Here is a 25,543-nt window from a genome sequence, read left to right as displayed (position 1 = left end):
AGCTTGCAATGCTGTGTGTACATTCGATAATGGCACGCATGACCGAACTCATCCTGATCCGCCACGGAGAGACCGACTGGAACCGCGAGCTGCGCTTTCAGGGCCACGTGGATGTACCCCTCAACGCCACTGGTCACGAACAGGCCCGCCGCCTGGCCGAGCGCCTGGCTGCAGAGCGCCCCGTGGTGCACCACCTCATCTGCAGCGACCTCATCCGCACCCAGCAGACCGCCGCGCCCAGCCTGCAAGTGCTGTTCCCCCAGGCCCGCATCGACACCCTCACCGACAGCGCCCTGCGCGAGCAAAACTTTGGCGTGGTGGACGGCAAGCGCGTGGACGACGTCAAACAGGAACACGCCGACGCATGGAACCAGTGGCTGCGCTTTGAAGCCGACTACGGTATGCCCGGCGGCGAGACCACCCGCCAGTTCCATACCCGCGTGATGGACGCTGTCTACCGCATCGCCCAGCAGCACAGCGGCCAGACCGTGATGGTCGTCACCCACGGCGGCGTGCTCGACATGATCTGGCGCACGGCACGTGGCACGGGGCTGGACGGCCCCCGCCAGAGCGACATCCCCAACGCGGGACTCAACCGCGTGCGGGTGAACGGCGAGGCAGTGGAGGTGCTGGACTGGGCCGACGTGCGGCACCTGGCGGATTTGCCAGAGCAGCCGGTGTATGACCAGACGAAGTTGGTGGTGCGTTGACTATGTTGTACCTATTGGTGCGTAAGTCAGTAGTGTTTGCAGTGACGGGTGATTCGTGCTTAGTAAGCATACGGCTGCTTTCCCTTTTTTTGAGATTAAGCCGTTGAGATCACAAAAATCCAATCTGGGGATCTGTTTGGCTATGTTGGAGTTGGAAATAATTCAATGGCTAATTCTTTGTATCTGGAAAACTTATCAACTCCGCACCAGTTTTTTGGCATCTTGTCGTATAGTCCGTTCTCCCGTAGTAGTTCGTGTTCCTTGTGTGTTATGAGTGCCAATATTGTCCATTCGTGGACAATGTTAATAATATTGATTTCAATTGGATTGTTCAATTCAAAAATTTTTTTGCTGATTATGCTTACGGGTACTACGTGTTCCCGCACTAAGCCGGAGGCATCGCCGTAGGTCAACTGGTCTCGCGCCGCCGTACTATAAAAGTCAACATTTTTGGGAAATTTTTGATGTTTCCCTCTGATTGCAACTGACGCTTCGCGGATAGCGCTGCGTATATGATGGTTTGTATGTGGATTGGATGGCAGTTCGCGAAGTAGCAAAGCAGCAACCCGGCAATGCCAAACTAGCCCATTTTCATCTTTTTCAATATTTAACATCTATTGATCTGAATAGTTTCTGAGAATCGATGGTTTTCAACCTGTTTGCGATCTCTTGGGGCCCGCAACGGTCTTTGCGGGACGAGATGCAAGCGCAGCAACGCTGCAGACCACCCCGCTAAGGCATCTGTTCAAAGGGTTGGGGCGGGAATCGGGCGATTAGACGCCCTGACTGCTTGCATGGGCGAGAGCCCATGCAGTGCGCTCGAGGCACCCACTGCTCCTAGTTATGCTTCAACGCAAGTCCCTGCGAAATAATAAACAGGCTCTTAATGTCTTGCTTGTGAAAATGCCTCTTCAGGACTGAGGCCTTCCATTATTAGTTCTAAAATCTGCTCTCTGCTTTCACGAATTGATTTTGGTAGATCTTTCTTATTTTCTTGGTAGTAAGAAGACATGAGTTCTAGTGCCTTGGTTTCTTTTACTGGTATTCGCGGTTTGATGGATTTTTTTGTAATTTCTAAGAATCCATCGAAATCGGTTGTTACTATGCTCCAATCGAATGCGAAAACTTTGTCTCGCGAAGTTTTGGGGTCAAAGTTGCGAGTAAATCCAACCCCGCATTCACCAGATCCTTTGCTGATAATTAGCGAAGTCAGATCTGGAAGGTCATGCTCAGAGGTAAACATGCGGACTACGTCCAATCTGCGTCCTGTTGAAACTGCGATGGCATTTTGTACCTCCGGTCGATTCGGGTACTCCTCTTTTGCTTTGGTGACAAGCTCCCCGTATGTAAGGCAATGCTTGTGTTTTGCTAGGTCAACCAAGAGAGGGTAGTAGGCTGATGCGAGTTGGATATCTACTAGCGTGACGCCATCATACTGTTTTTCAATTTTTATCATAATATAATATTAATGGTGTGAAATATAAATTAAAGGTAATTTTTGAAAAATTGAGAGCCTGAAACTAGTTAATTCAAGTTAATTTGTCACTCAATTTTCTACCTTCAAATTCAAAAAATTATTCACCACCCCCACCTGCCGCGCCAGCCTCACCGACTCCGGCTGCCCATTCACCATCGGCTGCAACACGTTTTGCACCGCCGCCCACTGCCCGTTGCGCTGCAGCGCATCCACCCAGATCTGGTGAAACAAATCGCGCTGCGCATGGCTGCCGCCAATCTCCACCAGCCGGGGCAGGGCCACGCCCAGCTTCTCTGCTGCCGTCGCCCAGTCGCCCTGCGCATGCGCCAGCAGGCCGTGGGCGGCAGGCACACACACTTGTTGCCACACGGTGCGCTCCTGCGCCTCGGTGCGGGTGGCGGCGTGGGCCTCGATGTTTTGTTGCAGCGTGCGTGCTGCCTCCGTGCGGTTAGCGCGGGCCAGGCCGTAGAGGTATTGCAGGTCCAGAAAGGGCAGCACATGGTCGGCCAGGCGCAGTGCCAGGTGGTCGGCCACGTCGGTCCAGCGGTCGCCGACATCCACGCCTGCCAACTCCAGCCGGGCGAGCAGTGACACAGCGTTGATCTGGTCCTGCGTGTATTCCTTGACCACGCCCCAGACTTGGCTGTCGTAGAGCGCCAGCACCTCGGCGTGCCGGTCTTGCTCCAGCAAAAACAGCGCCTGGTGCCACCAGTTGTGCGTGACCATGAAGGAGTTCAGGCCCGTCCAGGTGCCGCTCACGCTGGCCATGAAGTCGCCGCCTTCGCGGATGCGGCCCTGGGTCAGCATGACGTGGGCCAGGGCGTGGTGGGCCCAGGGCTCTTTGCGGCACAGGGCGATGGCTTGGCGGGCGGCGGCCTCGGCCTCCGGCAGGCGATGGCATTGCTCCCAGCCAAAGGCCAGCATGCCGTGCAGGTAGGGCACCTCGGCCGCTGCGGGTAGGGCCTGCAGCGCCAGGCGCAGCATGCCGGGCGAGTCGCCCCGGTTGAACAGGTGGTACTGGCCGAGCTTGACGGAGGCGAGGTCGCGTGGGAACAGGCGGGCCTGTTCCTCATGCAGCGCGATGGCGCGGGGCAGATTGCCATCCACCCAGGCGGCGATGGCGGCCACAAACCGTTGTTCGCGCTCGCTGGCCTCTGTGGCGTGGGCCAGCGCCTGGTCGATGAAGGGGCGCGCGTTGCGCGGTGCATCGGCCGACTCGGCAAACATGTGCAGTGCGGCGCAGCTGGCTTGCACGATGGGGCTGGTGTCGGACGCCGCGTTCAGCACGTTCACCGCGCGGGCCTCGCAGGCGATGAAGCCTTCTACAAAGTCATTCAGCGCTGTCGCGCTGGCCTCGTCGTGCAGCGTGATGGGGTTGCCCAGGCTGTCGGTCATGCGGGTGTGCGTGGAGGATGGCATGGGGCATTGTTGGGTCGCTGGGCTCAGCCGCCGTTGATCAAGGTCAGGTAGGCGTTGCGGGTTTCGGCTGAAACGGAAGCGACGAGCTGTTCGTGCGGTGTCTGGTGCCGCGCCAGCATGCGGGCGGTGGCCACGGTTTTGGACTTGCAGTACCAGTGGCAGGTGTGCTGCATCAGAAACAGTTCGGCCGTCATCATGTAGGCGCGGTCTTTGGGCGACAGGTGGCTGGTGTTCTGCACCACATGGGCAATGCCACGGGCATGGATGGCGAGCGCGCGGCGCACGTCAAAGGTCATGGCGGGCAGCAGCTTGTCGGCAAACGGGATCGGCACGGAGAGTCGGCTGACGCGGGCGTGGGCTTCGTCCACCTTGGCAAAGTCGGCGGCAAAGCGGCTGAATTGCTCGCTCAGCTGCGACTCGGTGGTGCTCAGCAGGCTCCAGATCTGGCTGCGGCGCTCGTCGGTGCTTTCACCCAGGGCGCGCAGGTAGCCGTCGGTCAGCGCCTCCATCAGCTTTTCGATCTGGTAGTTGGCCAGGTGTTTGCCCAGCAGTGCAATGCGTTTGCGCTGCTCCTTGGCGTTGAGCATGAAGGTGCCGGTGGCGATCAGGATCGCCAGGATGATGATGTCCATGCGGTGATTGGGTGGTGGTTTGTAAGTAAGGTAGGGCTCCAGAGGGGCGTCAACGTTGGCGGGTGACGCACACGCGCTGGAGCGTGTCCCCCTAGGTTACCAACAACCACGCACGACCAACGCAGGGTTATGCCGCAGGCGGCTGGGGCCATGCCCGCTGGGGTTCGCGGATCAGCTCGAAGGCGTGCGCCACCTGCAGCACGCCCAGGTCGTCAAAGCGTGGGCCCGCAATCTGCAGGCCGATGGGCAAACCAGCGCTGGTGTAGCCGCAGTTGACCGAGGCCGCAGGCTGCTCGGACATGTTGAACGGCACGGTAAAGCCGATGTGTTCCAGTGGGTGCAGCGGGTCGTTGGTGGGCGAGGGCAGCTCGGCCTGGAAGGCGGGCATGGGGGCCACGGGCGAGATCACGTAGTCAAACGCGCTGCAGGCCTTGACGGTGGCCACGCGCGTCAGGTGGAACTGGTGGCTGGCGTTGAAGACTTCGGTGCCGCTCATGCCAGCGGCGCTGTCGGCCCAGGCGCGGATGTAGGGCAGCACCTTGTCGCGCCGCGCCGCAGGCAGGGCTTGCAGGTCGATGTGGGAACGCATGCGCCAGAAGTGGTCCATGCCGTCGAGCATGGCTTGCGTCATGAAGGGCGCCATGGGCACGATGGTGGCGCCGGCTGCCTCCATGAGTTGGGCCGCGCGCTCCACGGCGGCCTTCACTTCGGGCTCCACGGGCAGGCCGCAGCCGGCATCCAACAGCAGGCCGATGCGCAGGCCGCGCAGGCGTTCGACGCCCTTGTTGAACTGGCTCCATGCGATGTCCTGGTAGGGCAGGCTCATGCTGTCGCGCGCGTCGGGCAGGCTCAGCACTTGCATCATCAGCGCGGCGTCGGCCACGGTGCGGGTCATGGGGCCGGCGGCGCGGCCGGTGTACGGTGGGTCGATCGGGATGCGGCCCAGGCTGGGCTTGAGGCTGAAGATGCCGCACCAGCTGGCGGGCAGGCGCAGCGAGCCACCGATGTCGGTGCCGATGTGCAGCGGGCCGTAGCCAGCAGCGGCTGCGGCGCCACCACCGGCGCTGGAGCCGCCTGGGCCCTTGCTCACGTCCCAGGGGTTGCGCGACAGCGGGTGAAAGGTGGACAGGCCCGAGGACAACATGCCGTAGTCGGGCATGGTGGTCTTGGCGACGATGACGGCACCCGCCTCGCGCATGCGGGCGGCGGGCGGGGCGTCGGCTGCAGCGGGCACCAGCTCGACGGCGGCCGTGCCCAGTGGGGTGGGGTCGCCTTCGGTGGAGATGTTTTCCTTGATGGTGCTGGGCACGCCGTCCAGCGCGCCTTGGGGCTCGCCGCGCAGCCAGCGGGCCTCGGAGGCGCGGGCCTGCGCCAGGGCGGCCTCGGGGCGCAGCAGGTAGGTGGCCTTTATGTGGGGCTCCCACCGTTCGATGTGGGCCAGCACGGCCTGCGTGACCTCGACCGGTGACAGCGTGCGCTGGCGGTAGGCGGCAATCAGGTCGTGGGCGGGCAGGTCGTGCAGTGCGGTCATGGCGGAATGCAGGGGTTATCAATAAAAAAGGCCACTAGCGCTTATGGATAAAGCGCTGGCAGCTATTGTTTTAGGAGTCTTTGCTCCTGCACGCGCCGCGTTGCGGCGCGTGGCTGTCAGGACCAGGACAGCGCGGAGATGTCGTTCACGAACACGGGCATGTCTTTCCACAGGCCCTTGAGGTTCTTGTTGGCCACCGTGATCCACTGGTTGGAGTACAGGAAGCCGTGCACCGCATCGTTGGCCAGCAGGCGCTGCGCTTCGCCCAGCAGGCGGGCGCGGTCGGCGGGGCGGGCCGCGTTCTTGATCTGGTTGAACAGCTCGTTGAACTTGGGCGAGTTGTAGGCCCAGTAGTAGTCGGGCTTGGCGAAGTTGCCCAGGTCGAAGGGCTCCACGTGGCTGATGATGGTCAGGTCGTAGTTCTTGCTGCCGTAGGTGCCGCTGAGCCACTGCGCCCATTCCACGTTCTGGATCTTGGCGATGATGCCAACCTTGGCCAACTGGGCTGCAATCACCTCGCCGCCCTGGCGTGCGTAGGGCGTGGGGGGCAGCGTCATCGTCAGTTCCAACGGTGTCTTGATGCCGGCCTCGGCCAGCAGCTTCTTGGCCTTTTCGGGGTCGTAGGGGTTCACGCCGGTCGTGTCCACATAGCCAAACGCGCCGGGCACATAGTGGCTGCCGATGGGCGCGCCGTAGCCGTCGCCCGCACCTTCGATCACGGCCTTGCGGTCCACAGCGGCGGCGATGGCGCGGCGCACACGCACGTCGTCCAGCGGCTTCTTGCCGTTGTTGATGGCCAGAATGGTCTTGGCACGCGAGCCGCTGACCACCACCTGGAACTTGGGGTTGGCCTTGAACTGCGCCACGCTGCGCGGCGTGACGCGGGGGAATGCGTCCACGTCACCGGCCAGCAGGGCGGCGACCTGGGCGGCCGGGTCGGAGATGAAGCGGAACGTGGCGCGCTTGATCTTGAGCGCCTTGGCATCGCGGTAGCCGTCCCAGGCGGTCAGCACGACCGACGAGCCCTTGTTCCAGGCCTGCAGCTGGTAGGGGCCGGTGCCCACGGGCTTGTTGGCGTTGGTGTCGGCGCTCTTGGGCTCCACGATGATCGAGGTGGCCTGGCCCAGCACGAACAGCAGGTCGGGGTCGATGTCCTTGTTGAGCAGCACCACGGTGTAGTCGTCCACCACCTGGGTGGTGATGCCTGCAAAGGTGCGCTTGTCCTTGTTGGTGCTCTTCTCGCCGCCTGCACGGTCGTACGAGAACTTGACGGCAGCAGCAGTGAAGGGCTCGCCGTTCTGGAACTTCACGCCACGGCGCAGCTTGAAGGTGTAGGTCTTGAGGTCGGGCGAGACCTCCCAGCTTTCGGCCAGCAGGGGCGACACGCTGCCGTCGGGGTTGATCTTGGTGAGCGTCTCGAAGATGTTGTACTGCACGATCTCGGCGATGGCAGACGCCGCACCGGCTGTCGGGTCCAGGCCTGGGGGCTCCAGCGTCATCGCCAGCGTCACCGCATCTTTGCGGCCTTGCGCCAGGGCGCCAAGCGAGGTGGTCAAGGGCACAGCGGCGATGGCGCCAGTGGCAAGGACGGTACGGCGGTTCAGCATGTTCGGACTCTCCAGACAAAAAACCAGACAACAACCATAAAGACCCCGGTGCAATTTGTTACCGGGGAGGAAAGAAGCTTTTTACACCATCACACCTGCATGTGGTTATGCGGTTTTTGCCGTTGCGGCAGCAGCCGCAGCGGCGGCCGCACGGCGCGCCCGTGCGCGGCCGGGCAACACCTGGGGTACGGCACCCACCAGCGACTGCGTGTACGGGTGCTGCGCGTTGCGGAACAGCTCGCCCGGCGAGCCGCGTTCCACGATGCGCCCCTGGTACAGCACCACCACCTCGTCACACAGGTGGTTGACCACCGCGAGGTCGTGGCTGATGAGCATGTAGGTAATGCCGAACTGCTGCTGCAGGTCCTGCATCAGGTTGAGCACCTGGGCCTGCACCGACACGTCAAGCGCGCTCACGGGCTCGTCGGCCACGATGAGGCGGGGCCGCGTGATGAGAGCCCGCGCAATGGCAATGCGCTGGCGCTGGCCGCCCGAGAATTCGTGCGGGTACTTGCCCAGGTCATTGGTGCGCAGGCCCACCTGCGACAGCACCTGGGCGGCCTGCTCGCGCTGCTCGGCGCGCGTGGTCTGTCCTTGCGCCTGCAGTGGCTCGGTCACGATGCGCTCCACGGTCTGGCGCGGGTCCAGTGATCCGTACGGGTCCTGGAACACCATCTGAAAATCGCGCCGCGCCTGGCGCAGCTGTTCGGCAGGCAACTGGTGCAGGTTGCGGCCCCGCAGCTCGACCGTGCCGGAGGTGGGGGCGTCGAGCGCCATCACCAGCCGGGCCAGCGTGGACTTGCCCGAGCCTGATTCGCCAACGATGCCCAGGCTGCGGCCCGAGGCAATGGAGAAGTTCACGCCGTTGAGGGCATGCACTTTGCCGGGCGGCTTGAACAGGTGGTCGCGTGGCAGTGTGTATTCGCGCACCAGGTCTTTGACCTGCAGCAGCGGGGTATCCGCGGGATGGGTGGTGTGGAGCGCCTGGGTCATGCTGCCACCTCGACGATGTTGACCACGCCAGCACTCTGCGCCTCGGCAATGGCCTCACGCCGCAGGCAGCGCACCTGGTGGTCGCCGTCGGCATCGGTGGCCACGAGCGTGGCTTCGGGTTGGTTGTGGTGGCAGGCATCCACCGTGTAGCTGCAGCGCCCTGCAAACGGGCAGCCTGCAGGCAGGTCCACCAACTCGGGCACCGTGCCCGGAATGGTGGACAGGCGAGGGCGCTGGCCGGGCGCGTGCACGGCGCCCAGGTGAGGCCGGGCGGCAAACAGGCCGCGTGTGTAGGGGTGGGCCATGGCCGAGAAGACCGAGGCGGTGGAGCCGCTTTCGACCACGCTGCCGCCGTACATGACCATCATGCGGTCCACGTTCTGCGAGATCACGCCCAGGTCGTGCGAGATCAGGATGAGCGCCATGTTGCGCTCGGCCACCAGATCGCTGATGAGGTCCAGGATCTGCTGCTGGATGGTCACATCGAGCGCCGTGGTGGGCTCGTCGGCAATCAGCAGGTCGGGCCCGCAGGCCAGCGCCATCGCAATGGTGATGCGCTGGCGCTGCCCGCCGGAGAACTGGTGCGGATAGGCGTCAAAGCGCTGCGCGGCGTTGGGGATGCCCACGCGGTCCAGCAGGGCAATGGCTTCGGTGCGTGCGGCTGCCGCATTCATGCCCCGGTGCAGGCGCAGCGGCTCTGCCACCTGGCGGCCAATGGTGTGCACGGGGTTCAGGGCGGTCATGGGCTCCTGGAACACCATGCCAATGCGGTTGCCGCGCATCTTGCACATCTGCGCATCGGTGCGGCCCACCAGCTCTTGCCCATCAAAGCGGATGCTGCCCGTGACCTGCGCGCTGTCAGGCAGCAGGCCCATGAGCGACATGGCGGTGATGGACTTGCCACAGCCCGATTCACCAATCAGGCCCAGGGTTTCACCGCGCGCCAGCGAAAAGCTCACGCCGCGTACGGCATCGGCGGGGCCCCGGTGCGTCTGCAGGCGGATGCGGAGGTTGGAGACTTCTAACAGAGACATCGTGGGGTCTGGGGGGCTTCTTGGCGGGGTCAACGCTTGCGCGATAGGCGGGGGTCGAGGAGGTCGCGCAGGCCGTCGCCTAAGAGGTTCAAGCCCAGCACGGCCAGTGCAATCGCCACGCCGGGCCACACCGCCAGCAGCGGGGCCTGGAACATCAGCGTCTGTGCTTCGCTCAGCATGCGGCCCCAGGAGGGTTGGGGCGGCTGGGTGCCCAGGCCCAGGTAGGACAGGGCGGCCTCGGCCAGGATGGCGATGGCGAACTGGATGGTGGCCTGCACGATGAGCACCGACAGGATGTTGGGCAGCACGTGCTCCAGCGTGATGCGCAAGCTGCCCTTGCCGCAGGCGCGCGACGCCAGGATGTACTCGCGCGACCACACCGCGTTGGCCGACGCCCGGGTGACGCGCGCAAACGTAGGGATGTTGAAAATGCCGATGGCGATGATGGAATTGACGATGCCTGCGCCGAACACAGCGGTGAGCATGATGGCGGACAGGATGGCCGGGAAGGCAAACGTAAAGTCTGCCAGCCGCATGATGAGTTCTTCGACCCAGCCGCGCTTGGCCGCTGCCAGCAGGCCCAGCGCCGTGCCAATGGTCAGCCCGATGCCCACGGCGATCACGCCCACCAGAATGGAATTGCGCGCACCCACCAGCAACAGCGACGCCACATCGCGCCCAAAGGCATCGGTGCCCAGCCAGTGTGTGCCCGTGGGCGGCTGCAGCTTGGAGGCCAGGTCCATCTCGTAGGGTGACCAGGGTGTCCAGACCAGCGACAGTGCAGCGGCCAGCAGGAGCAGCAGCGACAGAACGGCGCCGATCACGAAGCTGCGGTGGCGCAGCGCGCGGTGCAGCCAGCTGGGGGCAGAGGTGACAGAAGGCGAAGGAATGACAGCGTTCATGGGGGGATCAGATGTCGGAGGCCTTCACGCGCGGGTCGATCACGGCGTAAAGGATGTCCACCACGAAATTCACGATGACCACCATGGCGGCGAGCAGCATCACGCAGTTGCGCACCACGATCAGGTCGCGGTTTGAGATGGACTGGAAGATCAGCCGCCCCAGGCCGGGCAGGTAGAACACGTTCTCCACCACGATGGTGCCCGCCAGCAGGTTGGCAAACTGCAGCCCCATCACTGTGATGACCGGGATCATGGCGTTGCGCAGCACATGGCCCCACAACGCTGCGCGCTGCGTGAGGCCCTTGGCGCGGGCCGTGCGTACAAAGTCTTCACGCAGCACCTCCAGCACGGCCGAGCGGGTGATGCGCGCGAGGATGGCGGCCTGCACCACGGCCAGCGCAATAGCGGGCAGCAGCAGGGCCTTGAGGGCTTCGAGCGGGCTGCCGCCAGCGTCTTCGGTCCAGCCCGGAAATCCACCGGCCGAGAACCACTGCAACTTCACCGAGAACAGCAGGATCAGCAGGATGGCGAACCAGAAGTTGGGGATGGCAATGCCGATCTGCGCCAGGCCCATCACGCCCACATCGCCGACCTTGTTGTGGCGTGCCGCAGCGTAGACACCAGCGGCCAGTGCCAGCACCGTGGTGATCACCATGGCCATCAGGGCCAACGGCACGGTCAGCGCCAGGCGCTCCAGCACCAGGTCGAGCACGGGTGAGCTGTAGGCGTAGCTGTCGCCCATGTTGCCCACCACCAGGCCGCTCACCCATTGCCAGTAGCGCAGGCTGGCGGGCTGGTCCAGCCCCAGCTTGGTGGCCAGAGCGGCCACGGCATCGGGCGACGCATCGGGGCCCATCAGAATCTGCGCGGCATTGCCCGGCAGGATTTCCAGCACCAGAAACACGACGATGGAGGCGCCAATCAACGTGGCCAGGAGGGTGACAAACCGCTTGAGAAAAAACAGGCCCATGGGTGGGGTACGTTGGCAGGTGGGTCAGACGCAGGAGCGTCAAAATTAATGTGTATACACAGCATAACGGTAAAAACGTCCCCGTCAGCGGTGGTGGGTTGCAGTGTGGCACGCAAGGTACATGCCACGGGCGCGGGATAATACGGAGCATGAACCGCGCCGCTTGCTCCCTTGTCACCATTTTTGGCCCCGTGCACTGGGAGGCTGTATGGCGCTGATGATCACGGACGAGTGCATCAACTGCGATGTGTGCGAGCCCGAATGCCCCAACCAGGCGATCTACCTGGGGCAGGAGATCTACGAGATCGACCCGAACAAGTGCACGGAATGTGTGGGGCATTTTGACGAGCCCCAATGCGTGCAGGTCTGCCCGGTGGCGTGTATTCCCGTGAACCCACAGCATGTGGAAAACCGCGAAACACTCTGGCAGAAGTTCCAGCGGCTCCAGGCAGGCACGCCCACCTAATTTTTTGATAAAATTGGCCGTTTGCGCCAGTGGATCATGTGTTCAATGCTATTGAATAGATAGCATTTCCCACTGCGTAACCGCTGGGCGGACTTGTAGCCCTTCAGTCCTCAACGGGCCGAGGAGGCTTGGGGCGGGGCGGTTTGGTGGTGTGGATGAGCAGCGTGGCCTTGTCCATGTCGCCAGCCAACAGGGCCGGGTAGGCCTTGAGCGAATGGGCGATGCTGTCTTCGATCAGCGTGCGTTGGTCTGGAGACGGTTTCTTGAGCACCCAGTTGGCGACTTCACTTTTGACGCCCGGATGACCGATGCCAATGCGCAGGCGCCAGTAGTCGGGCGAGCCCAATTGCCCATGGATATCGCGCAGGCCGTTGTGCCCGGCATGGCTGCCGCCGCGCTTGAGCTTGACCTGGCCGGGTGTAATGTCCAGCTCATCGTGCACCACCAGGATTTCCTCGGGAAGGATCTTGAAAAAGCGCGCCAGCGAGGCCACGGATTTGCCCGAAAGGTTCATGAAGGTCTGCGGCTGCAGCAGCCAGACGTTCTGGCCATGCACTGTCGTGCGCGCCACCAGGCCGTGGTAACTGCGCTCGGGCACCAGCGTGGTTTTGAGTTCGCGTGCGAGGGCGTCAATCCACCAGAAACCGGCGTTGTGCCGCGTGTCCTCGTAGTCTGGCCCGGGGTTCCCCAGGCCTACAAACAGCTTGATCATGTGCGGGATTATCGGTGGCTGGTAGGGGGCCAGACAGTCGGCGTTGCTGCCGCGTCTGAAGGTGCGGTCAGGAGGAGTGTTGCGCAGCTCGCAAAGTGTGCCGCACCAATGAAAACGGCCCACACGAAGTGGGCCGTTTTGTGGTCAACACCGCAAAGCGGGTTGACCGGGTGAAGTGATCGAGGTCGTTGACCGATGGATTACTTCTTGCCCTTGCCCTTGCCCTTGGCGTCGGCAGCAGGAGCGGCTTCAGCAGGGGTCTCAACGACCACCACTGGAGGCACCACGGACACCAACACGGGGTTGTTGTTCTGGCCACCACGGACCTTGGCCACCACGCCCTTGGGCAGCTTGATGTCCTTCAGGTGCAGGGAAGCACCCTTTTCCAGCTTGGACAGGTCCACAGCGATGAATTCGGGCAGGTCCGAAGGCATGCAGGTCACGTCCAGTTCGTTCACGACTGGGTTGACCATGCACTTGTCCACCTTGACGGCGTTGGACTCTTCTGCACCGCTGTAGTGCAGTGGCACCTTCAGGTGCAGCTTGGTCTTGTCGTCCACGCGCTGGAAGTCGATGTGCAGCACCAGTTGCTTGTAGGGGTGGTATTGCACGTCGCGCAGCACGACCTTGGAGGTGGTGCCAGCCACTTCCATGTCCAGCACGCTGGAGTGGAATGCTTCTTTCTTGAGTGCGTGCCACAGTGCGTTGTGGTCCACCTCGATCAGTTGGGATTCGGTAGAACCGCCATACACGATGCCAGGCGTCTTGCCCGAATTGCGGAGACGGCGGCTCGCACCCGTACCCTGCTTGGCGCGCTCAAAAGCGACGAAGTTCATAGTTAGCTCCTGAAAAGGGTAGACCGCGACCAGTCGTACCCCGATTAAAAAAGACCTGTGACGCCTTCATGGCGGCAGGCCTGCGCATTGCTCTCGAACAGACAAGCCTCCCGAAGGAGGCCTGCGTGCAATCCGACTGCAACGCCCCCGCGGGAGCGTGTCAGAACAGGTTGTCCTGGTCCGAGAACAGACTCATGACCGACTCACCCTTGGCAATGCGCTGGATCGTCTCAGCGATCAGCGGGGCCACGGAGAGTTGGCGAATCTTGGAACATCCCTTGGCGTTGTCGCTCAGCGGGATGGTGTTGGTTACCACGACCTCATCAAGGGCCGAGCCCTTGGCGATGCGTTCGATGGCAGGGCCCGAGAAAATGGGGTGTGTGCAGTAGGCGTACACCTTCTTGGCACCGCGCTCCTTGAGCACCTCGGCCGCCTTCACCAGCGTACCTGCGGTGTCGATCATGTCGTCCATGATCACGCAGTTGCGGCCTTCGATTTCACCGATCACGTGCATCACTTCCGACACATTGGCCTTGGGGCGGCGCTTGTCGATGATGGCCAGATCACAGTTCAGTTGCTTGGCCAGGGCGCGTGCGCGCACCACACCACCCACGTCGGGGGAGACGACGATCAGGTCTTCGTAGTTCTTCTGGCGCAGGTCACCCAGCAGCACCGGCGACGCATAGATGTTGTCCACGGGGATATCGAAGAACCCCTGGATCTGGTCAGCGTGCAGGTCCATGGTCAGCACGCGGGCCACGCCCACGGCTTGCAGCATGTTGGCCACCACCTTGGCGGTGATAGGCACACGGGTAGAGCGGGGGCGGCGGTCCTGGCGGGCGTAGCCGAAATAGGGGATCACGGCGCTGATGCGCTCGGCCGACGCACGCTTGAGCGCATCGACCATGATCAGCAGTTCCATGAGGTTTTCGTTGGTGGGTGCGCAGGTGGACTGCACCACGAAAACATCCCGTGCACGCACGTTTTGTTTGATTTCAACGGTGACTTCACCGTCGGAGAAGCGACCCACGTCAGCCGCACCGAGGGTGGTGCCGAGGTGTTGAGCAATTTCAGCTGCCATGCCAGGATTGGCATTGCCGGTGAAAACCATGAAGTCGGGGTGGTTGGCTTGCATGAGCGTCCCAGCAGTCTGAAAAAAAAGCCCGTACGCGTAAAGCGTTTGGCAGGGGAAGAAGGATTCGAACCTTCGCATGCCGGAATCAAAATCCGGTGCCTTAACCAGCTTGGCGACTCCCCTACACAGGTCAGTTGCCGAGGGCAACCAACCTTAAATTTCTCCTGATGCCCAACCTGCCAGAGGATGAATCATCAGATTCTCACATGTCTTCACTTGCCAGCCCTCAGGGGCCCCGCTCAAATCGACTGCATGTGACATTTGCGCAAACACTGCACTGCCTGAGCCTGTCATCCTGCCTTTGAGGCCGCGTGCCTTAAGCCATTCAATGGCTTGCAAAACATCGGGGCAAAGAGCCTGAGCAACTGGCTGCAAGTCGTTTCGACCGAAGTCAAAGTGTGCTGCAGCAAAGCCTAAGATTGTAGCACTATCTGAATCGCGTTTCAAACTTGGTGACGAAAAAATTTCTTTTGTCTCCAAACCTGCTGCGGGCTTCACGATCACAAAGCTCGCTTGCGGTAGCTGGTGCGCTTTCTCAAGCGGCATGATTGTCTCACCAATTCCCTCCACCCAAGCGTTGTGGCTGCATAAAAAAAACGGGACGTCCGCGCCCAGTTGCAAACCGATCTTTGCCAATGCGTGTCGTGGCAGGTTCAGCCCCCACAGCCGGTTCAAAGCCAGCAGCGTGGTGGCCGCGTCTGACGAGCCGCCTCCCATGCCTGCCTGAGCAGGCACTCGCTTCAGAACACCGATGTGAGCGCCCTCGCTGCAGCCCGTCGCAGCTTGCAGTGCGCGAGCTGCGCGAACCGAAAGGTCTACTTCTGGCAGCGCTGTAGACAGGTCTTCTCGCGAGATCAATCCATCCGCTCGGCGTTCGAAGTGCAGGGTGTCGCACCAGTCCACGAGCATGAATACGGATTGCAGCAGATGGTAGCCATCGGCACGCCGCCCGGTGATGTGCAGAAAAAGATTGAGCTTGGCCGGGGCTGGCACGTCATACAAGGCTTGCATGGAGGGCGGAAAAGTGAAACGCGAGTTTTTGCGGTACGAATGGCCCCGCTGGCAGCAGCAGGTTGCAGTCCGTCAGGGGGTCAATGCAATGCGCAGAGTCGCAGTGGGCTCTGGATCACTGCGGCGTGCCGTTACCCGTCCATTGGCAATGCCGGAGAGGTCCGCTTGCCACCCTGTTGCACTGACCTGGATGCCCTTGAGCCAGCTGAACAAGGCGGTCACGGGAAGGCGGGCGCCGGTCACGTCCTGGAGCAGTGCATCCAGGGAGTCCGACGTGCGCGTGTCTTGGCCGCTGATCAGTTGCGCGTGACCATCTTTCCAGTCGAGTTGTGCAATGCGATTGCCGAAGGGGCTGAGCAAAACGAGTCCGCCGGCCTGGGGGGTGCCGCGCAGTTCGAACAAGGCAGAAAAAGACTGTGAGGCCTGTCCGTCGATCTGCAGGGCGATGCGTCCACTCCAGCTGTCTTCGTCCAAAGGGGCTTTGGTGACTGGCTGCGCGCAGCCAGCGAGCCACAGCGCGCACACCACCAGCCACCATGTCCATCGTTGAGGAAGAGTCCGCAACCGAGTGCTTAAGGCAGCACTGAAAAGGACTGGCATCAGAGAGCGGCTCCGAGGCGTTTCAGGGTCTCTTTGAGGGTGTCGTTGTCAGGGCTGGCGCGCTGCCCTTCTTTCCAGACACGTGTCGCACCATCCCTGTCGCCCATGCTCCAGAGCACTTCGCCCAGATGTGCGGCGATCTCCACATCGGGCCGGGCCTTGAAGGCTGCTTCGAGGTGCTTGCGGGCGTCTGCCTTGTTACCCAGGCGAAACTCCACCCAGCCGAGGCTGTCCATGATGAATGGGTCATTGGGTGCGAATTTCAATGCCTTCAGGATGAGCTGTTTGGCCTCGTCCAGCTGCACACCGCGGTCCGCCAGCGAATAGCCGAGGGCATTGTAGGCGTGGTGATATTCCGGCTGGCGCGCGATCACCTGGCGCAGCAGCTTTTCCATGGTGTCGGGTTGGCCCGCCTTTTCGGCCAGCATGGCCTGGTCGTAGACCAGCTCCGCATCGTCCGGTGCCAAGGCTACCAGTTCAACCTGTACCTTGTACGCCTCTTGGTATAGGCGCTGATCACGCAGCAGCTGCACTTCGGCCATCAGCTTCATGCGTTGGCTGTCTGCTGAATTGCCAGGCAGGTTGCGCAACAAGGCCCGTGCTTGGGCGAGTTTGCCCTGGCGTGCCAGCAGTGATGCGCGGCGCGTCTGAGCGCCAAAAACCTCCTCTGCGTTGTCGATACGTGCGAGCCACGCTTCTGCGCCCGCAAAGTCTTTCTTCTTCTCGGCGATTTGGGCGTGCAGCAGGTACGCTTGCGTGAGGCTCTTTTGCCGCAGATCGGCATCACCAGGCGCAGATGCCAGTTCAAGGAACCGCTGCAGCGACGTCTCTGCGGCGGGCAAGCGGTTGTCCTGGTATTGCAGGGTGGCGGCCACCAGCCATGCCTCCGCCAGATCGGGCTTTTCCTTGGTGACCGTCTCTAGCTGGCGACTGGCCTCCTGGTAGCGCTGCAGGCCTAACAATACTCTGGCATACGCCATGCGCAGGTCCGGGATGGGTTGCTTGGACAGCGTTTGCGTCACGATGGGTTCCGCGTCCAGAAGACCTTCGTCCATCAACTCCAGCGCCAGCCTTGCCGCGCTTTCGCTGGCATTGTCCAAGGCCTGTGCTCTGCGCGCAGCGTCTAGCGCACCCACCTTGTCGCCTGCAGCAAGCCTCAAGCGGCCCAGCGACACCCAGGCCTCTGGTCCGGTGGCAGGATTGGTGAGTTCGTTCACCAGGGCTTGTTCTACCACTTTGGCGGCCAGCGCTTTGTCACTTGCTCGTCCATATAGCTGCGGCAGGGCCGTCAGGGCAGAGGCCTTGGACCGAGGAGAGGCTTGCGCGAGTTCTTGGCGCAGCAATTCGGGCGTCTCGCCGATGCGGTTCAAGGCGATCAGAATCTGCAACTCATATTGGTTGGCCTCGCGCGATTGCGGCAGGGCATCCTTCCACGCTTTGGCGGCCGCCAGGGCGTACTCGCCCGATCGTGATTGCAAGGCAATGTCTGCAGCTCTTTGGTAGAGCTGGCCATCAGCGCTTCTGCGGGCCGCCTCCAGCATGAATGCGTATCCCGCCCCCGGATCGCCGGTGCGCGCACTAATCTCGCCCAGGAAAATTTCGTAGAACAGATCTGCGTCCAGGGCTGGGTTGGACACCACAGGTGGCTCCTGGGCGGCGGGACGGCTTTCACCGCCGGGCTTTTGCGCCCAGGCAACGTGGGCGGCCGTCGCAATTACGGAGGCCAATGCGACGGTACGAAAGCTGTGGAATAACACCATCGGGCCATAATAATCCATGCCTGTGAAGCCGTTGCCCGGTTGTTTGTATGCCTGAGTTGCCCGAAGTGGAAGTGACGCGGCGCAGCTTCGCCGATGCGATCGCCGGAGCCCGGATCGAGGCGGTGGTGATGGGCAAGGCTTTGCGTTGGCCTCTGGGTTGTGACCCGCAGATACTGATCGGCCAGCAAGTGGTCGGATTGCGTCGCCGGGGTAAATATCTGTTGCTCGATATGACCCAAGGCCTGCTGCTTCTGCATCTGGGTATGTCGGGGAGCTTGCGCTTCGCTTCTGGCATGCCACAAGCGGGCGTTCACGACCATTTTGACCTCGTCACCAACCAGGGAACGCTGCGCCTGCATGACCCGCGTCGGTTTGGTGCGGTGGTCTATGCGCAGGCAGAGCATTCGCCGGTGGCCACCAAGTTGTTGGGAGGGTTGGGCATGGAGCCCTTGTCAGACGGGTTCTTGCTCCCGGATTTTCAGGCAGGGCTCAAGAAGAGCCGGATGCCTATCAAGCAGCTGCTTCTGGCGGGGCGCTTGGTAGTGGGGGTCGGAAATATTTATGCCTCTGAGGTGCTCTTTTTGTCTGGCATCCGTCCAACTACCGTTGCATCACGCATCGGTGCTGCACGGGTGCACAAGCTGCACCAGGCCATTCGCTCGGTGTTGGCCCGAGCGGTGGAGATGGGCGGTAGTACGCTGCGCGATTTTTCCAACGCGGAGGGAATGGCAGGCCACTTTCAGACCGCCGCGAACGTGTATGGCCGCGATGGCCAGCCTTGCCAAGCATGCGGTACGGCCATCGAGCTGATTCGCCAGGGCCAGAGAAGCACTTACTTCTGCCGCCTGTGCCAGCGGCCCTAGGCCCCATCCGATCAGCGATTCGTGACAGCCGGTGTACGGTCGATGCTATATTTTGTATATACCTGCCTCGCGGGCCATCCATAGATCTCTGGGAGCAAAGTGGGACCTTCATTCAACGAACAGTTTGACCAGCATGGCGTCTGGCGACGGGAGTTCGCCCAGCAGCTCAAGCGGCTGGCCGATTGGATGGCCACGCACGACCTCATGGATGCAGCGGTGCAAGAGCGCCTGCAGCGGCTGGAGGAGCAGGTCCGCAGCGACAAGGTCATGGTGGCGTTTGTGGCGGAGTTTTCGCGTGGAAAGTCCGAACTGATCAACGCGATCTTTTTTGCTGACTATGGCCGCCGCATCATGCCTGCCAGTGCTGGCCGCACGACCATGTGCCCCACCGAGCTGGGATACGACGCGAATGTCGCGCCCAGCTTGCGGCTATTGCCGATTGAGACCCGACTCCAGATGCAGAGCCTGGCGGAGTGGCGGGTCAAGACCGACCGTTGGCAGGAGATCCCGCTGGATGTTGGCAATGCCGACCAGATTGCCAAAGCCCTGGAAAAAGTGGCCGAGGTGCGCAAGGTCAGTCTGGACAATGCGCGTGCGCTGGGTTTTTGGCATGACGATCTGACGGATGAGAACCCTGTGCCTGACGCGCAGGGCTTGGTGGAGGTGCCCATGTGGCGCCACGCCATCATCAATATCCCGCACCCGCTTCTGAAGCAGGGATTGGTGATTCTGGATACGCCTGGCCTGAACGCAGTGGGGGCAGAGCCCGAGCTGACGGTCAACCTCATCCCCCAGGCGCATGCCGTGGTGTTCATCCTGAGCGCCGACACCGGCGTGACGCGCTCGGATCTGTCGATCTGGCGCGAGCATCTGGCCATCTCGCCCGAAAGCATGGAAGCGCGTTTGGTGGTGTTGAACAAGATCGACACCCTTTGGGACACGCTCAACACCGCCGAGCAGGTCCAGGCGCAAATGGAGCGGCAGTGCGTGACTTCAGCCGAGATGCTCGGCGTGTCTCTGGACCGGGTGGTGCCTGTCTCTGCACAAAAAGGCTTGGTGGCCAAGATCACTGCGGATGACGTGTTGCTGGAAACCAGTGGACTGCCCGCGCTGGAAGAGGCCCTGGCCAAAGGCATCATGGGCAGGCGGCAGTCCATATTGCGAGCCGCAGTGGCGACGGGGGTGGCGAGCCTGCGTACAGAAACGTCGCGGGTCATCAACATCCGGCGCCGCGACCTCGATGACCAGATGGCCGAGTTGCGCAGCCTGCGGGGCAAGAACGCCTCGGTGATCGAATCCATGCGCCATCGCATTGAGCAGGAGCAGCGTGAATTTGACCTCAGCACCTCCAAGATTCAGGCTGTGCGTGCGGTGCACCTCAAGCTGCTGCGCGACGTTTTTCAGCAGCTGGGCGCCAAGGCGCTCAAAGCAGAGCTGGCCGAACTGGCCCAGACACTGCAGCAAAAGGGGCTCAAGCTGGGTGTGAAGAAAATATACGTCCAGACCTTTGACAAGTTGCGAGGCACCTTGGACAAAGCGCAAGCCTCTGGCACTGAGATTCAGGCCATGCTCAGCGGGACATTCCGACAGCTCAATGCAGAGTTCGGTTTTTCTTTGCAGGTGCCCTCGCCGCCACAGCTGGAGCATTTTGCGCAAGACCTGCACCAGATTGAACAGAGCCATCTGCAGTATCTGGGCATGGGCAATGCGCTCAAACTGGCGCAGCCTGAGTTTGCGGAGCGTCTGGTGCGCGCGCTGGCCATGCGTTTGCGCACGGTCTATGAGTCAGCGGCCAATGATCTGGAACTGTGGAGCAAATCAGCCACTGCGCAATTGGATGCGCAGCTGCGAGAGCGGCGCCGCAGCTTTGCTCGCCGCATGGAGGCTGTAGACCGCATACAGCAGGCTGCCAGCGGCTTGGTGGAGCGTATCTCGGAGATTGAGACTGGCGAAGAGGAGCTCGGCCAGTTGGAGCGCAAGCTGCATGAGCTGACCTCCAAGCTGGTGGCTCTGCCGGGGGCTACACCCGCTGACGCACACTCGGTTACCGCATGAGTGGTGCTTCCGGGGCGGTGGAGGGTGTGGCCGAGCGTGTGGTGACTTGGCAGGCAACACATGGGCGCAACCATTTGCCCTGGCAACAAACCCGTGATCCATACCGGGTCTGGCTGTCGGAGATCATGCTGCAGCAGACCCAGGTCACCACCGTGCTGGACTACTACACGCGCTTTCTTGACAGGTTTCCTGATGTCAGTGCCTTGGCTGCTGCACCCCAGGACGAGGTTTTGGGCTTGTGGAGTGGGTTGGGCTACTACAGCCGCGCACGCAATCTGCACCGTTGTGCGCAGCAGATCATGGCCGACCATGGCGGGGCCTTTCCGCGAACGGCAGCGGTATTGTCGTCCTTGCCGGGCATCGGCCGTTCAACTGCGGGGGCCATTGCAGCGTTCTGTTTTTCCGAGCGTGTGCCCATTCTGGATGCCAATGTGCGCCGGGTGCTGACGCGCCTGCTCGGTTTTGATCTTGATCTCGCTTCCGCCAAGAACGAGCGCCTGCTGTGGGACCACGCGGATGCGCAGTTACCGGTGCGCGATCTTGAAGCGGCGATGCCCCGGTATACCCAGGGCTTGATGGACCTGGGGGCGTCCCTGTGTACCCCTCGCTCTCCTCAATGCTCCGATTGCCCGTTGGTGGCCCAATGCGTGGCTTTCAAGAATGGTGATCCCGAACGTTATCCGGTCAAAACCCGCAAATTGGCACGCCGGGCTGAATCCTGGCAATTGGTGATCGTGCGTGATGGACAAAGCCGCATTTGGCTGCAACGCCGCCCCCCGACTGGGATCTGGGCGGGAATGCACTGCGTTCCTGTGTTTACTGACCTTGAGTCCCGAGATACGTTTGTGAGCGCTTTGGGCAGCCCTGTGCAGTGGGTGCAGCAAGAGCTGCAGCCCTTTGTGCACGTGCTGACACATCGGGATCTGCATCTTCACCCCCTGTTGATACAGACCGATGGGGTTGTGTCCCCGGCGGAAGACGGAGAGTGGCTCGGGTCAGATCAATGGTCCTCGGTGGGGTTGCCCGCTCCCATTCGCAAATTGCTGGACACCACGCAATCGACGCTCTGGTGAGCGTACACGGCGCGCCCCTTGAGGCGAGGTAGCTCCGTTTTGCTAGTACCGAAATCTCGTTGCCAGTGCCCCATGTGAGTTAGCGCACAAGGCGCGCTTGCAAAAAAGGGTCAGCGCCCATCCAGTTCCCGGTGCCGTTTCAGCGCAGTCCATCGGTCGCTGAAAGCCTGCGCCAGTTTTTCCACTAGGTAGACAGAGCGGTGTTGTCCGCCGGTACAGCCGATGGCTACCGTGACGTAGCTTCGGTGATTGCGATCCAGCATGTCCAGCCAGTGCGCCAGAAATTGCTCGATGTGATCCCGCATCAGGGCTACGTCAGGCTGCAGGTCCAGAAAGTCAGCCACTGGCTGGTCCAGTCCGGTGAGGTCCCGGAGTGCCGCCTCATAGTGTGGGTTGGGCAGCATGCGTACATCGAAGACATAGTCGGCATCCATGGGAATACCGCGTTTGAAGGCAAATGACTGGAACACCAGGGTCAATTGCCCTTGTGCAGTGGACATCAGGCCTTTGACATAGCTTTGCAGCTGGGAGGCGCGGATGGTACTGGTGTCGATGACATGCGACTGCTCGCGCAGTTCAGCCAGCAATTCACGCTCCAGCTCAATGATCTGTACCAGGGCCCTGCGCCCTTGCTGAAGATCGTCGTGCGACAGGGGATGGCGGCGTCGCGTTTCGGAGAAACGCCGCACCAGGGTGTCAATCGTTGCATCCAGAAAAAGCGATTTCACGGCCACGCCTTGGCTGCGCAAACGGCTCAATTCCTGCGGCACCTGGTGTAACGAGGTGGCGCTGCGGACATCCACTGCAATGGCCACGCGGTTGCCATGGTGCTTGTGTTCGAGTGCCACAAAGGCGGGCAGCAGCTCGGGCGGTAGGTTGTCCACGCAGTAGTAGCCAGCATCTTCCAGGGCGTGCAGGGCGACGGATTTTCCAGAACCCGACATGCCCGTGATGACAACGATTTCGAGGGCCATCAGCGTTTCCTGGCGGAGGTGGATGAATCAAAAGGCGCGGTAGGTGACACGGCCAACATCGGAGCCACAGTGCCCAGCATTTCGCGCGCATGCGCCAGCGTCGTCTCGGTGGCACGCTCACCACCCAGCATGCGGGCGATCTCTGCGACGCGCTCTTCCTGCTGCACAACCAGTACGGCGCTGGTTGTGCCTTCGGCGCTTTTGTTTTTTGCCACCTTGAGGTGGTGGTGCGCACATGCCGCCACTTGAGGCAGGTGCGTTACGGCCAGCACCTGGCGGTCGCGTCCCAACTGTTGCATCAATCGCCCCACGGTTTCGGCGACCGCTCCGCCCACGCCGGAGTCCACCTCGTCAAAAATGAGTGTGGGGGCAGAGCCCAATTCACTGGTCGTAACTGCGATTGCCAGCGAAATGCGAGACAGTTCCCCGCCGGATGCGACTTTGCCGACCGGCTTGGGGGTCATGCCTGGGTGCCCTGCCACCAAAAACACCACATCGTCGATCCCGTCTGGGGCGGGCTCTGACGCCTTGGTCACAGACACCTCGAACTTGCCACCCTCCATTCCAAGGCCCTGCATGGCCTGGGAGATGGACACGGAGAGTTTAGGTGCTGCTTTGGCGCGGGCCAGAGACAGCGTGCGCGCCGCCGCCTGGTATGCCTTGGCGCTGGCTGATTCGTTGGCTTGTAGTCTGTCCAGATCGGTGGCGGCATCAAGCTGGCGCATGGATGCTTTCCAGTCCTTGAGCAGCGCGGGGAGTTCTGCAGGAGGGCGTTTGTACCGCCGCGCCAATCCCATCCATTGGGACATCCGTTCATCCAGTTCTGCCAGGCGTTGCGGGTCGATGTCTGCATGACGCAAATAGGTGTGCAATGAATGCACCACATCGGTCGTCTGTGCCAGACTCGATGCCAGGATATCGGCCAGACTGGCAAACTCCGGCTCAATGTGTTCCTGCGCCTGCAGCAGCGCGTGCGCGCGGGTCAGCGCGGAGACAGCTCCCGCCTCGTCCTCTTGCAAGGCCTGAAGCGCTCCATGCGCCCCGTCCAGCAACGCCTGCGCGTGAGACAGGCGCTTGTGTTGTGTATCGAGATCCACCCACTCTAGGTCGCCTGGCGCAAGTTTGTCCACTTCGCTGATTTGCCACTGCAGGCGCTCGCGCTCTTGCTGTAGCGTTGCCTGCGCTGCGCGTGCCTGTTGCAATGCCTTGAGATCGGCGCGCCATTGCGCCCACCGCGATGCTGTGCCACGAGTATTCACACCGGCAAAAGCGTCCAGCAAGCCGCGCACCGACTCTGGCCGAGTCAGGCTTTGCCATGCGTGCTGACCGTGGATGTCGAGAAGCATCTCTCCCAATGCGCGCAACTGGGAAGCTGTTGCGGGTGTGCCATTGATCCAGGCGCGGCTCTTGCCCTGCGTGTCTACCGTGCGGCGTAGCAGCAGCCATTCATCGATTTCAAACCCCGCTTCTTCTAGCCACGGCTGAGCATGCGCAGGGCAGTCGAATTCCGCGCAAATGTCGGTCTTGCTACATCCCTCTCGTATTACCCCCGCATCTGCGCGTGCACCCAGTGCCAGTTGCAACGCATCGATCAGGATGGACTTGCCCGCACCGGTTTCGCCGGTCAACACTGTGAAGCCACTGCGCAAATCAAGCTCTAGCGTTTGGACGATCACAAAATCCCGCAGAGTTATCCGTCGCAGCGCCATGTCAGGAGCCCCCTTCGTTCCAGCGCAGCTTTTTGCGCAGTGTCGCGAAGTAGTTCCAGCCCTGGGGGTGTAGAAACCTTACGCGGTGCTCTGAGCGTTTGACGAGAATGCGGTCGCCATGCAGCAAGGACGCGAGCGACTGCATGTCAAAGTTCGCGCTGACGTCGCGCCCACTCACCACTTCGACGGCCACTTCCGTCGCGTCGGATAGCACGATGGGGCGGTTGGACAGCGTATGTGGCGCGATAGGAACCAACACCCAGCCCGGGATGGACGGATGAAGCATGGGGCCTCCTGCGGACAGCGAATATGCTGTGGAACCGGTGGGGGATGCAATGATGAGGCCGTCAGCCCTCTGATTGGCCACAAACTGCCCACCGACTTCAACCCGCAACTCCACCATGCCCGAGGTTGCTCCACGGTTAACCACCACATCGTTCATGGCCAATGCTTCAAACACCACACGCTCGTCGCGGACCACCGTGGCGTGCATCAGAGGGCGTTGGTCTTCTTCGTAGGCCCCTCGCAACATCGGCGGCAATGTGGTCTGGTAGGTGTCGAAGGGAATGTCGGTGATGAATCCGAGCCGGCCTTGGTTGATGCCGATCAGGGGCGTTCCAAAACGAGCCAAGCGGCGACCAATGCCTAGCATCGTCCCATCTCCTCCCACCACCAGCCCCAGATCGCACCGTGCGCCGATCTGGTCTACATTCAGCGATGGGTAGTGTGTCAATCCGGTGTTGCTGGCGGTTTCCGCTTCCAGGACCACCTCACATCCCTGGCGCTCCAAGAAATGCGCAATGTCCTCCAAAGCCCGGCGAGAGCCGTCACCGGGGGCGCCTGCAGCTGAAGTCTGGTACTTGCCTATAAGTGCGACATGGCGAAAATTGGACGTCATCGCGAAATTACATCATTAAAAGATGGCCGCCGAGCGCGTGGGGCAGAATTCGGCCAAGAGCAGCCGGTCACCGCAAATGAAAGCGGACGCTCAACGCCGCCGCTCAGCCGACGCCGCAGGCGGTCGGATGCAGCGGCCTGTTAAAGGGAATCTGCGCATAGCTACGAGTACAGAAC

At 61.7% G+C, this 25,543-nt stretch carries 24 protein-coding genes and 1 tRNA gene; 5 read left to right on the top strand and 20 right to left on the bottom strand.

Annotation, left to right across the window (positions count from 1 at the left end):
* The first annotated feature begins 38 nt into the window (after nt 1-38).
* Nucleotides 39-710, top strand: coding sequence for a histidine phosphatase family protein (locus tag OIN59_RS18555; RefSeq protein ID WP_274112591.1), 672 nt, complete (start codon nt 39-41; stop codon nt 708-710).
* 140 nt (nt 711-850) lie between these two features.
* Here OIN59_RS18555 and OIN59_RS18550 read toward each other — a convergent pair whose 3' ends face one another.
* The 10 genes from OIN59_RS18550 to OIN59_RS18505 all read right to left on the bottom strand — a co-directional run bounded on the left by OIN59_RS18550 (nt 851) and on the right by OIN59_RS18505 (nt 11,275).
* Entirely contained in the window at nt 851-1,324 is a 474-nt protein-coding gene (locus OIN59_RS18550; protein ID WP_274112589.1) for a hypothetical protein, read from the bottom strand.
* A 269-nt stretch (nt 1,325-1,593) separates the two neighbouring features.
* On the bottom strand, nt 1,594-2,166 hold the full coding sequence (locus tag OIN59_RS18545) for a hypothetical protein (RefSeq protein WP_274112587.1): 573 nt from the start codon (nt 2,164-2,166) through the stop codon (nt 1,594-1,596).
* A gap of 90 nt (nt 2,167-2,256) precedes the next feature.
* Complete coding sequence (locus tag OIN59_RS18540; RefSeq protein WP_274112585.1) at nt 2,257-3,606, bottom strand: tetratricopeptide repeat protein; 1,350 nt, start codon at nt 3,604-3,606, stop codon at nt 2,257-2,259.
* 23 nt (nt 3,607-3,629) lie between these two features.
* The gene (locus OIN59_RS18535) at nt 3,630-4,238 is read right to left on the bottom strand and encodes a hypothetical protein (protein WP_274112583.1); all 609 of its coding nucleotides are present in this window, start codon (nt 4,236-4,238) and stop codon (nt 3,630-3,632) included.
* Between the two features lie 127 nt (nt 4,239-4,365).
* Nucleotides 4,366-5,769, bottom strand: coding sequence for an amidase (locus tag OIN59_RS18530; RefSeq protein WP_274112581.1), 1,404 nt, complete (start codon nt 5,767-5,769; stop codon nt 4,366-4,368).
* A gap of 116 nt (nt 5,770-5,885) precedes the next feature.
* A complete protein-coding gene (locus OIN59_RS18525; protein WP_274112579.1) occupies nt 5,886-7,376 on the bottom strand; it encodes an ABC transporter substrate-binding protein in 1,491 nt (496 codons plus the stop codon).
* Nucleotides 7,377-7,481: 105 nt separating this feature from the next.
* Complete coding sequence (locus tag OIN59_RS18520; protein ID WP_274112577.1) at nt 7,482-8,369, bottom strand: ATP-binding cassette domain-containing protein; 888 nt, start codon at nt 8,367-8,369, stop codon at nt 7,482-7,484.
* Nucleotides 8,366-9,403 (bottom strand): ABC transporter ATP-binding protein, encoded by a 1,038-nt coding sequence (locus OIN59_RS18515; protein WP_274112574.1) that lies wholly within the window; start codon nt 9,401-9,403, stop codon nt 8,366-8,368. The genes OIN59_RS18520 and OIN59_RS18515 overlap by 4 nt, the downstream gene beginning before the upstream one ends.
* Before the next feature lie 29 nt (nt 9,404-9,432).
* A complete protein-coding gene (locus tag OIN59_RS18510; RefSeq protein ID WP_274112572.1) occupies nt 9,433-10,305 on the bottom strand; it encodes an ABC transporter permease in 873 nt (290 codons plus the stop codon).
* A 7-nt stretch (nt 10,306-10,312) separates the two neighbouring features.
* A complete protein-coding gene (locus OIN59_RS18505; RefSeq protein ID WP_274112570.1) occupies nt 10,313-11,275 on the bottom strand; it encodes an ABC transporter permease in 963 nt (320 codons plus the stop codon).
* A 208-nt stretch (nt 11,276-11,483) separates the two neighbouring features.
* Between OIN59_RS18505 and OIN59_RS18500 the strand changes: the two genes are divergently transcribed.
* The gene (locus OIN59_RS18500) at nt 11,484-11,741 is read left to right on the top strand and encodes a YfhL family 4Fe-4S dicluster ferredoxin (protein WP_274112568.1); all 258 of its coding nucleotides are present in this window, start codon (nt 11,484-11,486) and stop codon (nt 11,739-11,741) included.
* Nucleotides 11,742-11,844: 103 nt separating this feature from the next.
* Here the strand turns inward: OIN59_RS18500 and pth are convergent, their stop codons facing one another.
* From pth to OIN59_RS18465, 7 genes are all read right to left on the bottom strand, one after another.
* Nucleotides 11,845-12,453: an aminoacyl-tRNA hydrolase gene (pth, locus tag OIN59_RS18495; protein WP_274112566.1), complete on the bottom strand. Its 609-nt coding sequence runs from the start codon at nt 12,451-12,453 to the stop codon at nt 11,845-11,847.
* 200 nt (nt 12,454-12,653) lie between these two features.
* Complete coding sequence (locus tag OIN59_RS18490) at nt 12,654-13,289, bottom strand: 50S ribosomal protein L25/general stress protein Ctc (RefSeq protein WP_274112564.1); 636 nt, start codon at nt 13,287-13,289, stop codon at nt 12,654-12,656.
* Between the two features lie 160 nt (nt 13,290-13,449).
* A complete protein-coding gene (locus tag OIN59_RS18485) occupies nt 13,450-14,424 on the bottom strand; it encodes a ribose-phosphate pyrophosphokinase (RefSeq protein WP_274112562.1) in 975 nt (324 codons plus the stop codon).
* A gap of 46 nt (nt 14,425-14,470) precedes the next feature.
* Nucleotides 14,471-14,547, bottom strand: a tRNA-Gln gene (locus OIN59_RS18480).
* A 30-nt stretch (nt 14,548-14,577) separates the two neighbouring features.
* Entirely contained in the window at nt 14,578-15,435 is an 858-nt protein-coding gene (gene ispE / locus OIN59_RS18475) for a 4-(cytidine 5'-diphospho)-2-C-methyl-D-erythritol kinase (RefSeq protein WP_274112560.1), read from the bottom strand.
* Nucleotides 15,436-15,507: 72 nt separating this feature from the next.
* Nucleotides 15,508-15,909 carry a lipoprotein insertase outer membrane protein LolB gene (locus tag OIN59_RS18470; RefSeq protein WP_274112558.1) on the bottom strand — a complete coding sequence of 134 codons (402 nt, stop codon included), beginning with the start codon at nt 15,907-15,909 and terminating at the stop codon, nt 15,508-15,510.
* Nucleotides 15,910-16,034: 125 nt separating this feature from the next.
* A complete protein-coding gene (locus OIN59_RS18465) occupies nt 16,035-17,813 on the bottom strand; it encodes a tetratricopeptide repeat protein (RefSeq protein WP_274112556.1) in 1,779 nt (592 codons plus the stop codon).
* Nucleotides 17,814-17,842: 29 nt separating this feature from the next.
* On the opposite strand from OIN59_RS18465, the gene mutM reads away from it, so the two are divergent.
* From mutM to mutY, 3 genes are all read left to right on the top strand, one after another.
* Nucleotides 17,843-18,658, top strand: a complete 816-nt coding sequence (gene mutM / locus OIN59_RS18460; protein ID WP_274112554.1) for a bifunctional DNA-formamidopyrimidine glycosylase/DNA-(apurinic or apyrimidinic site) lyase — start codon at nt 17,843-17,845, stop codon at nt 18,656-18,658.
* Nucleotides 18,659-18,757: 99 nt separating this feature from the next.
* Nucleotides 18,758-20,713, top strand: a complete 1,956-nt coding sequence (locus OIN59_RS18455) for a dynamin family protein (protein WP_274112552.1) — start codon at nt 18,758-18,760, stop codon at nt 20,711-20,713.
* A complete protein-coding gene (gene mutY, locus OIN59_RS18450; protein WP_274112550.1) occupies nt 20,710-21,786 on the top strand; it encodes an A/G-specific adenine glycosylase in 1,077 nt (358 codons plus the stop codon). Before OIN59_RS18455 ends, mutY begins: the two co-directional genes overlap by 4 nt.
* A gap of 110 nt (nt 21,787-21,896) precedes the next feature.
* On the opposite strand, the gene rapZ is transcribed toward mutY, so the two are convergent.
* From rapZ to OIN59_RS18435, 3 genes are read right to left on the bottom strand one after another with little or no spacing between them, the layout of a single operon-like run.
* Nucleotides 21,897-22,760, bottom strand: a complete 864-nt coding sequence (rapZ, locus tag OIN59_RS18445) for an RNase adapter RapZ (RefSeq protein WP_274112548.1) — start codon at nt 22,758-22,760, stop codon at nt 21,897-21,899.
* Nucleotides 22,760-24,469 carry a DNA repair protein RecN gene (recN, locus tag OIN59_RS18440; protein ID WP_274112546.1) on the bottom strand — a complete coding sequence of 570 codons (1,710 nt, stop codon included), beginning with the start codon at nt 24,467-24,469 and terminating at the stop codon, nt 22,760-22,762. Before recN ends, rapZ begins: the two co-directional genes overlap by 1 nt.
* A gap of 1 nt (nt 24,470) precedes the next feature.
* Complete coding sequence (locus OIN59_RS18435) at nt 24,471-25,367, bottom strand: NAD kinase (RefSeq protein ID WP_056060503.1); 897 nt, start codon at nt 25,365-25,367, stop codon at nt 24,471-24,473.
* Nucleotides 25,368-25,543 lie beyond the last annotated feature (176 nt).

Source organism: Acidovorax benzenivorans, assembly GCF_028680575.1.
In the GTDB taxonomy this organism is placed as follows: Bacteria; Pseudomonadota; Gammaproteobacteria; order Burkholderiales; family Burkholderiaceae_C; genus Acidovorax; species Acidovorax benzenivorans.
This window is presented reverse-complemented; position numbering and strand designations above follow the sequence as displayed.

Bases quoted from the DNA above. Each gene is read 5' to 3' on its own strand.
- OIN59_RS18555 (WP_274112591.1), top strand. From the start codon at position 39: ATGACCGAACTCATCCTGATCCGCCACGGAGAGACCGACTGGAACCGC.
- OIN59_RS18550 (WP_274112589.1), bottom strand. From the start codon at position 1,324: ATGTTAAATATTGAAAAAGATGAAAATGGGCTAGTTTGGCATTGCCGG.
- OIN59_RS18545 (WP_274112587.1), bottom strand. From the start codon at position 2,166: ATGATAAAAATTGAAAAACAGTATGATGGCGTCACGCTAGTAGATATC.
- OIN59_RS18540 (WP_274112585.1), bottom strand. From the start codon at position 3,606: ATGCCATCCTCCACGCACACCCGCATGACCGACAGCCTGGGCAACCCC.
- OIN59_RS18535 (WP_274112583.1), bottom strand. From the start codon at position 4,238: ATGGACATCATCATCCTGGCGATCCTGATCGCCACCGGCACCTTCATG.
- OIN59_RS18530 (WP_274112581.1), bottom strand. From the start codon at position 5,769: ATGACCGCACTGCACGACCTGCCCGCCCACGACCTGATTGCCGCCTAC.
- OIN59_RS18525 (WP_274112579.1), bottom strand. From the start codon at position 7,376: ATGCTGAACCGCCGTACCGTCCTTGCCACTGGCGCCATCGCCGCTGTG.
- OIN59_RS18520 (WP_274112577.1), bottom strand. From the start codon at position 8,369: ATGACCCAGGCGCTCCACACCACCCATCCCGCGGATACCCCGCTGCTG.
- OIN59_RS18515 (WP_274112574.1), bottom strand. From the start codon at position 9,403: ATGTCTCTGTTAGAAGTCTCCAACCTCCGCATCCGCCTGCAGACGCAC.
- OIN59_RS18510 (WP_274112572.1), bottom strand. From the start codon at position 10,305: ATGAACGCTGTCATTCCTTCGCCTTCTGTCACCTCTGCCCCCAGCTGG.
- OIN59_RS18505 (WP_274112570.1), bottom strand. From the start codon at position 11,275: ATGGGCCTGTTTTTTCTCAAGCGGTTTGTCACCCTCCTGGCCACGTTG.
- OIN59_RS18500 (WP_274112568.1), top strand. From the start codon at position 11,484: ATGGCGCTGATGATCACGGACGAGTGCATCAACTGCGATGTGTGCGAG.
- pth (WP_274112566.1), bottom strand. From the start codon at position 12,453: ATGATCAAGCTGTTTGTAGGCCTGGGGAACCCCGGGCCAGACTACGAG.
- OIN59_RS18490 (WP_274112564.1), bottom strand. From the start codon at position 13,289: ATGAACTTCGTCGCTTTTGAGCGCGCCAAGCAGGGTACGGGTGCGAGC.
- OIN59_RS18485 (WP_274112562.1), bottom strand. From the start codon at position 14,424: ATGCAAGCCAACCACCCCGACTTCATGGTTTTCACCGGCAATGCCAAT.
- ispE (WP_274112560.1), bottom strand. From the start codon at position 15,435: ATGCAAGCCTTGTATGACGTGCCAGCCCCGGCCAAGCTCAATCTTTTT.
- OIN59_RS18465 (WP_274112556.1), bottom strand. From the start codon at position 17,813: ATGGATTATTATGGCCCGATGGTGTTATTCCACAGCTTTCGTACCGTC.
- mutM (WP_274112554.1), top strand. From the start codon at position 17,843: ATGCCTGAGTTGCCCGAAGTGGAAGTGACGCGGCGCAGCTTCGCCGAT.
- mutY (WP_274112550.1), top strand. From the start codon at position 20,710: ATGAGTGGTGCTTCCGGGGCGGTGGAGGGTGTGGCCGAGCGTGTGGTG.
- rapZ (WP_274112548.1), bottom strand. From the start codon at position 22,760: ATGGCCCTCGAAATCGTTGTCATCACGGGCATGTCGGGTTCTGGAAAA.
- recN (WP_274112546.1), bottom strand. From the start codon at position 24,469: ATGGCGCTGCGACGGATAACTCTGCGGGATTTTGTGATCGTCCAAACG.
- OIN59_RS18435 (WP_056060503.1), bottom strand. From the start codon at position 25,367: ATGACGTCCAATTTTCGCCATGTCGCACTTATAGGCAAGTACCAGACT.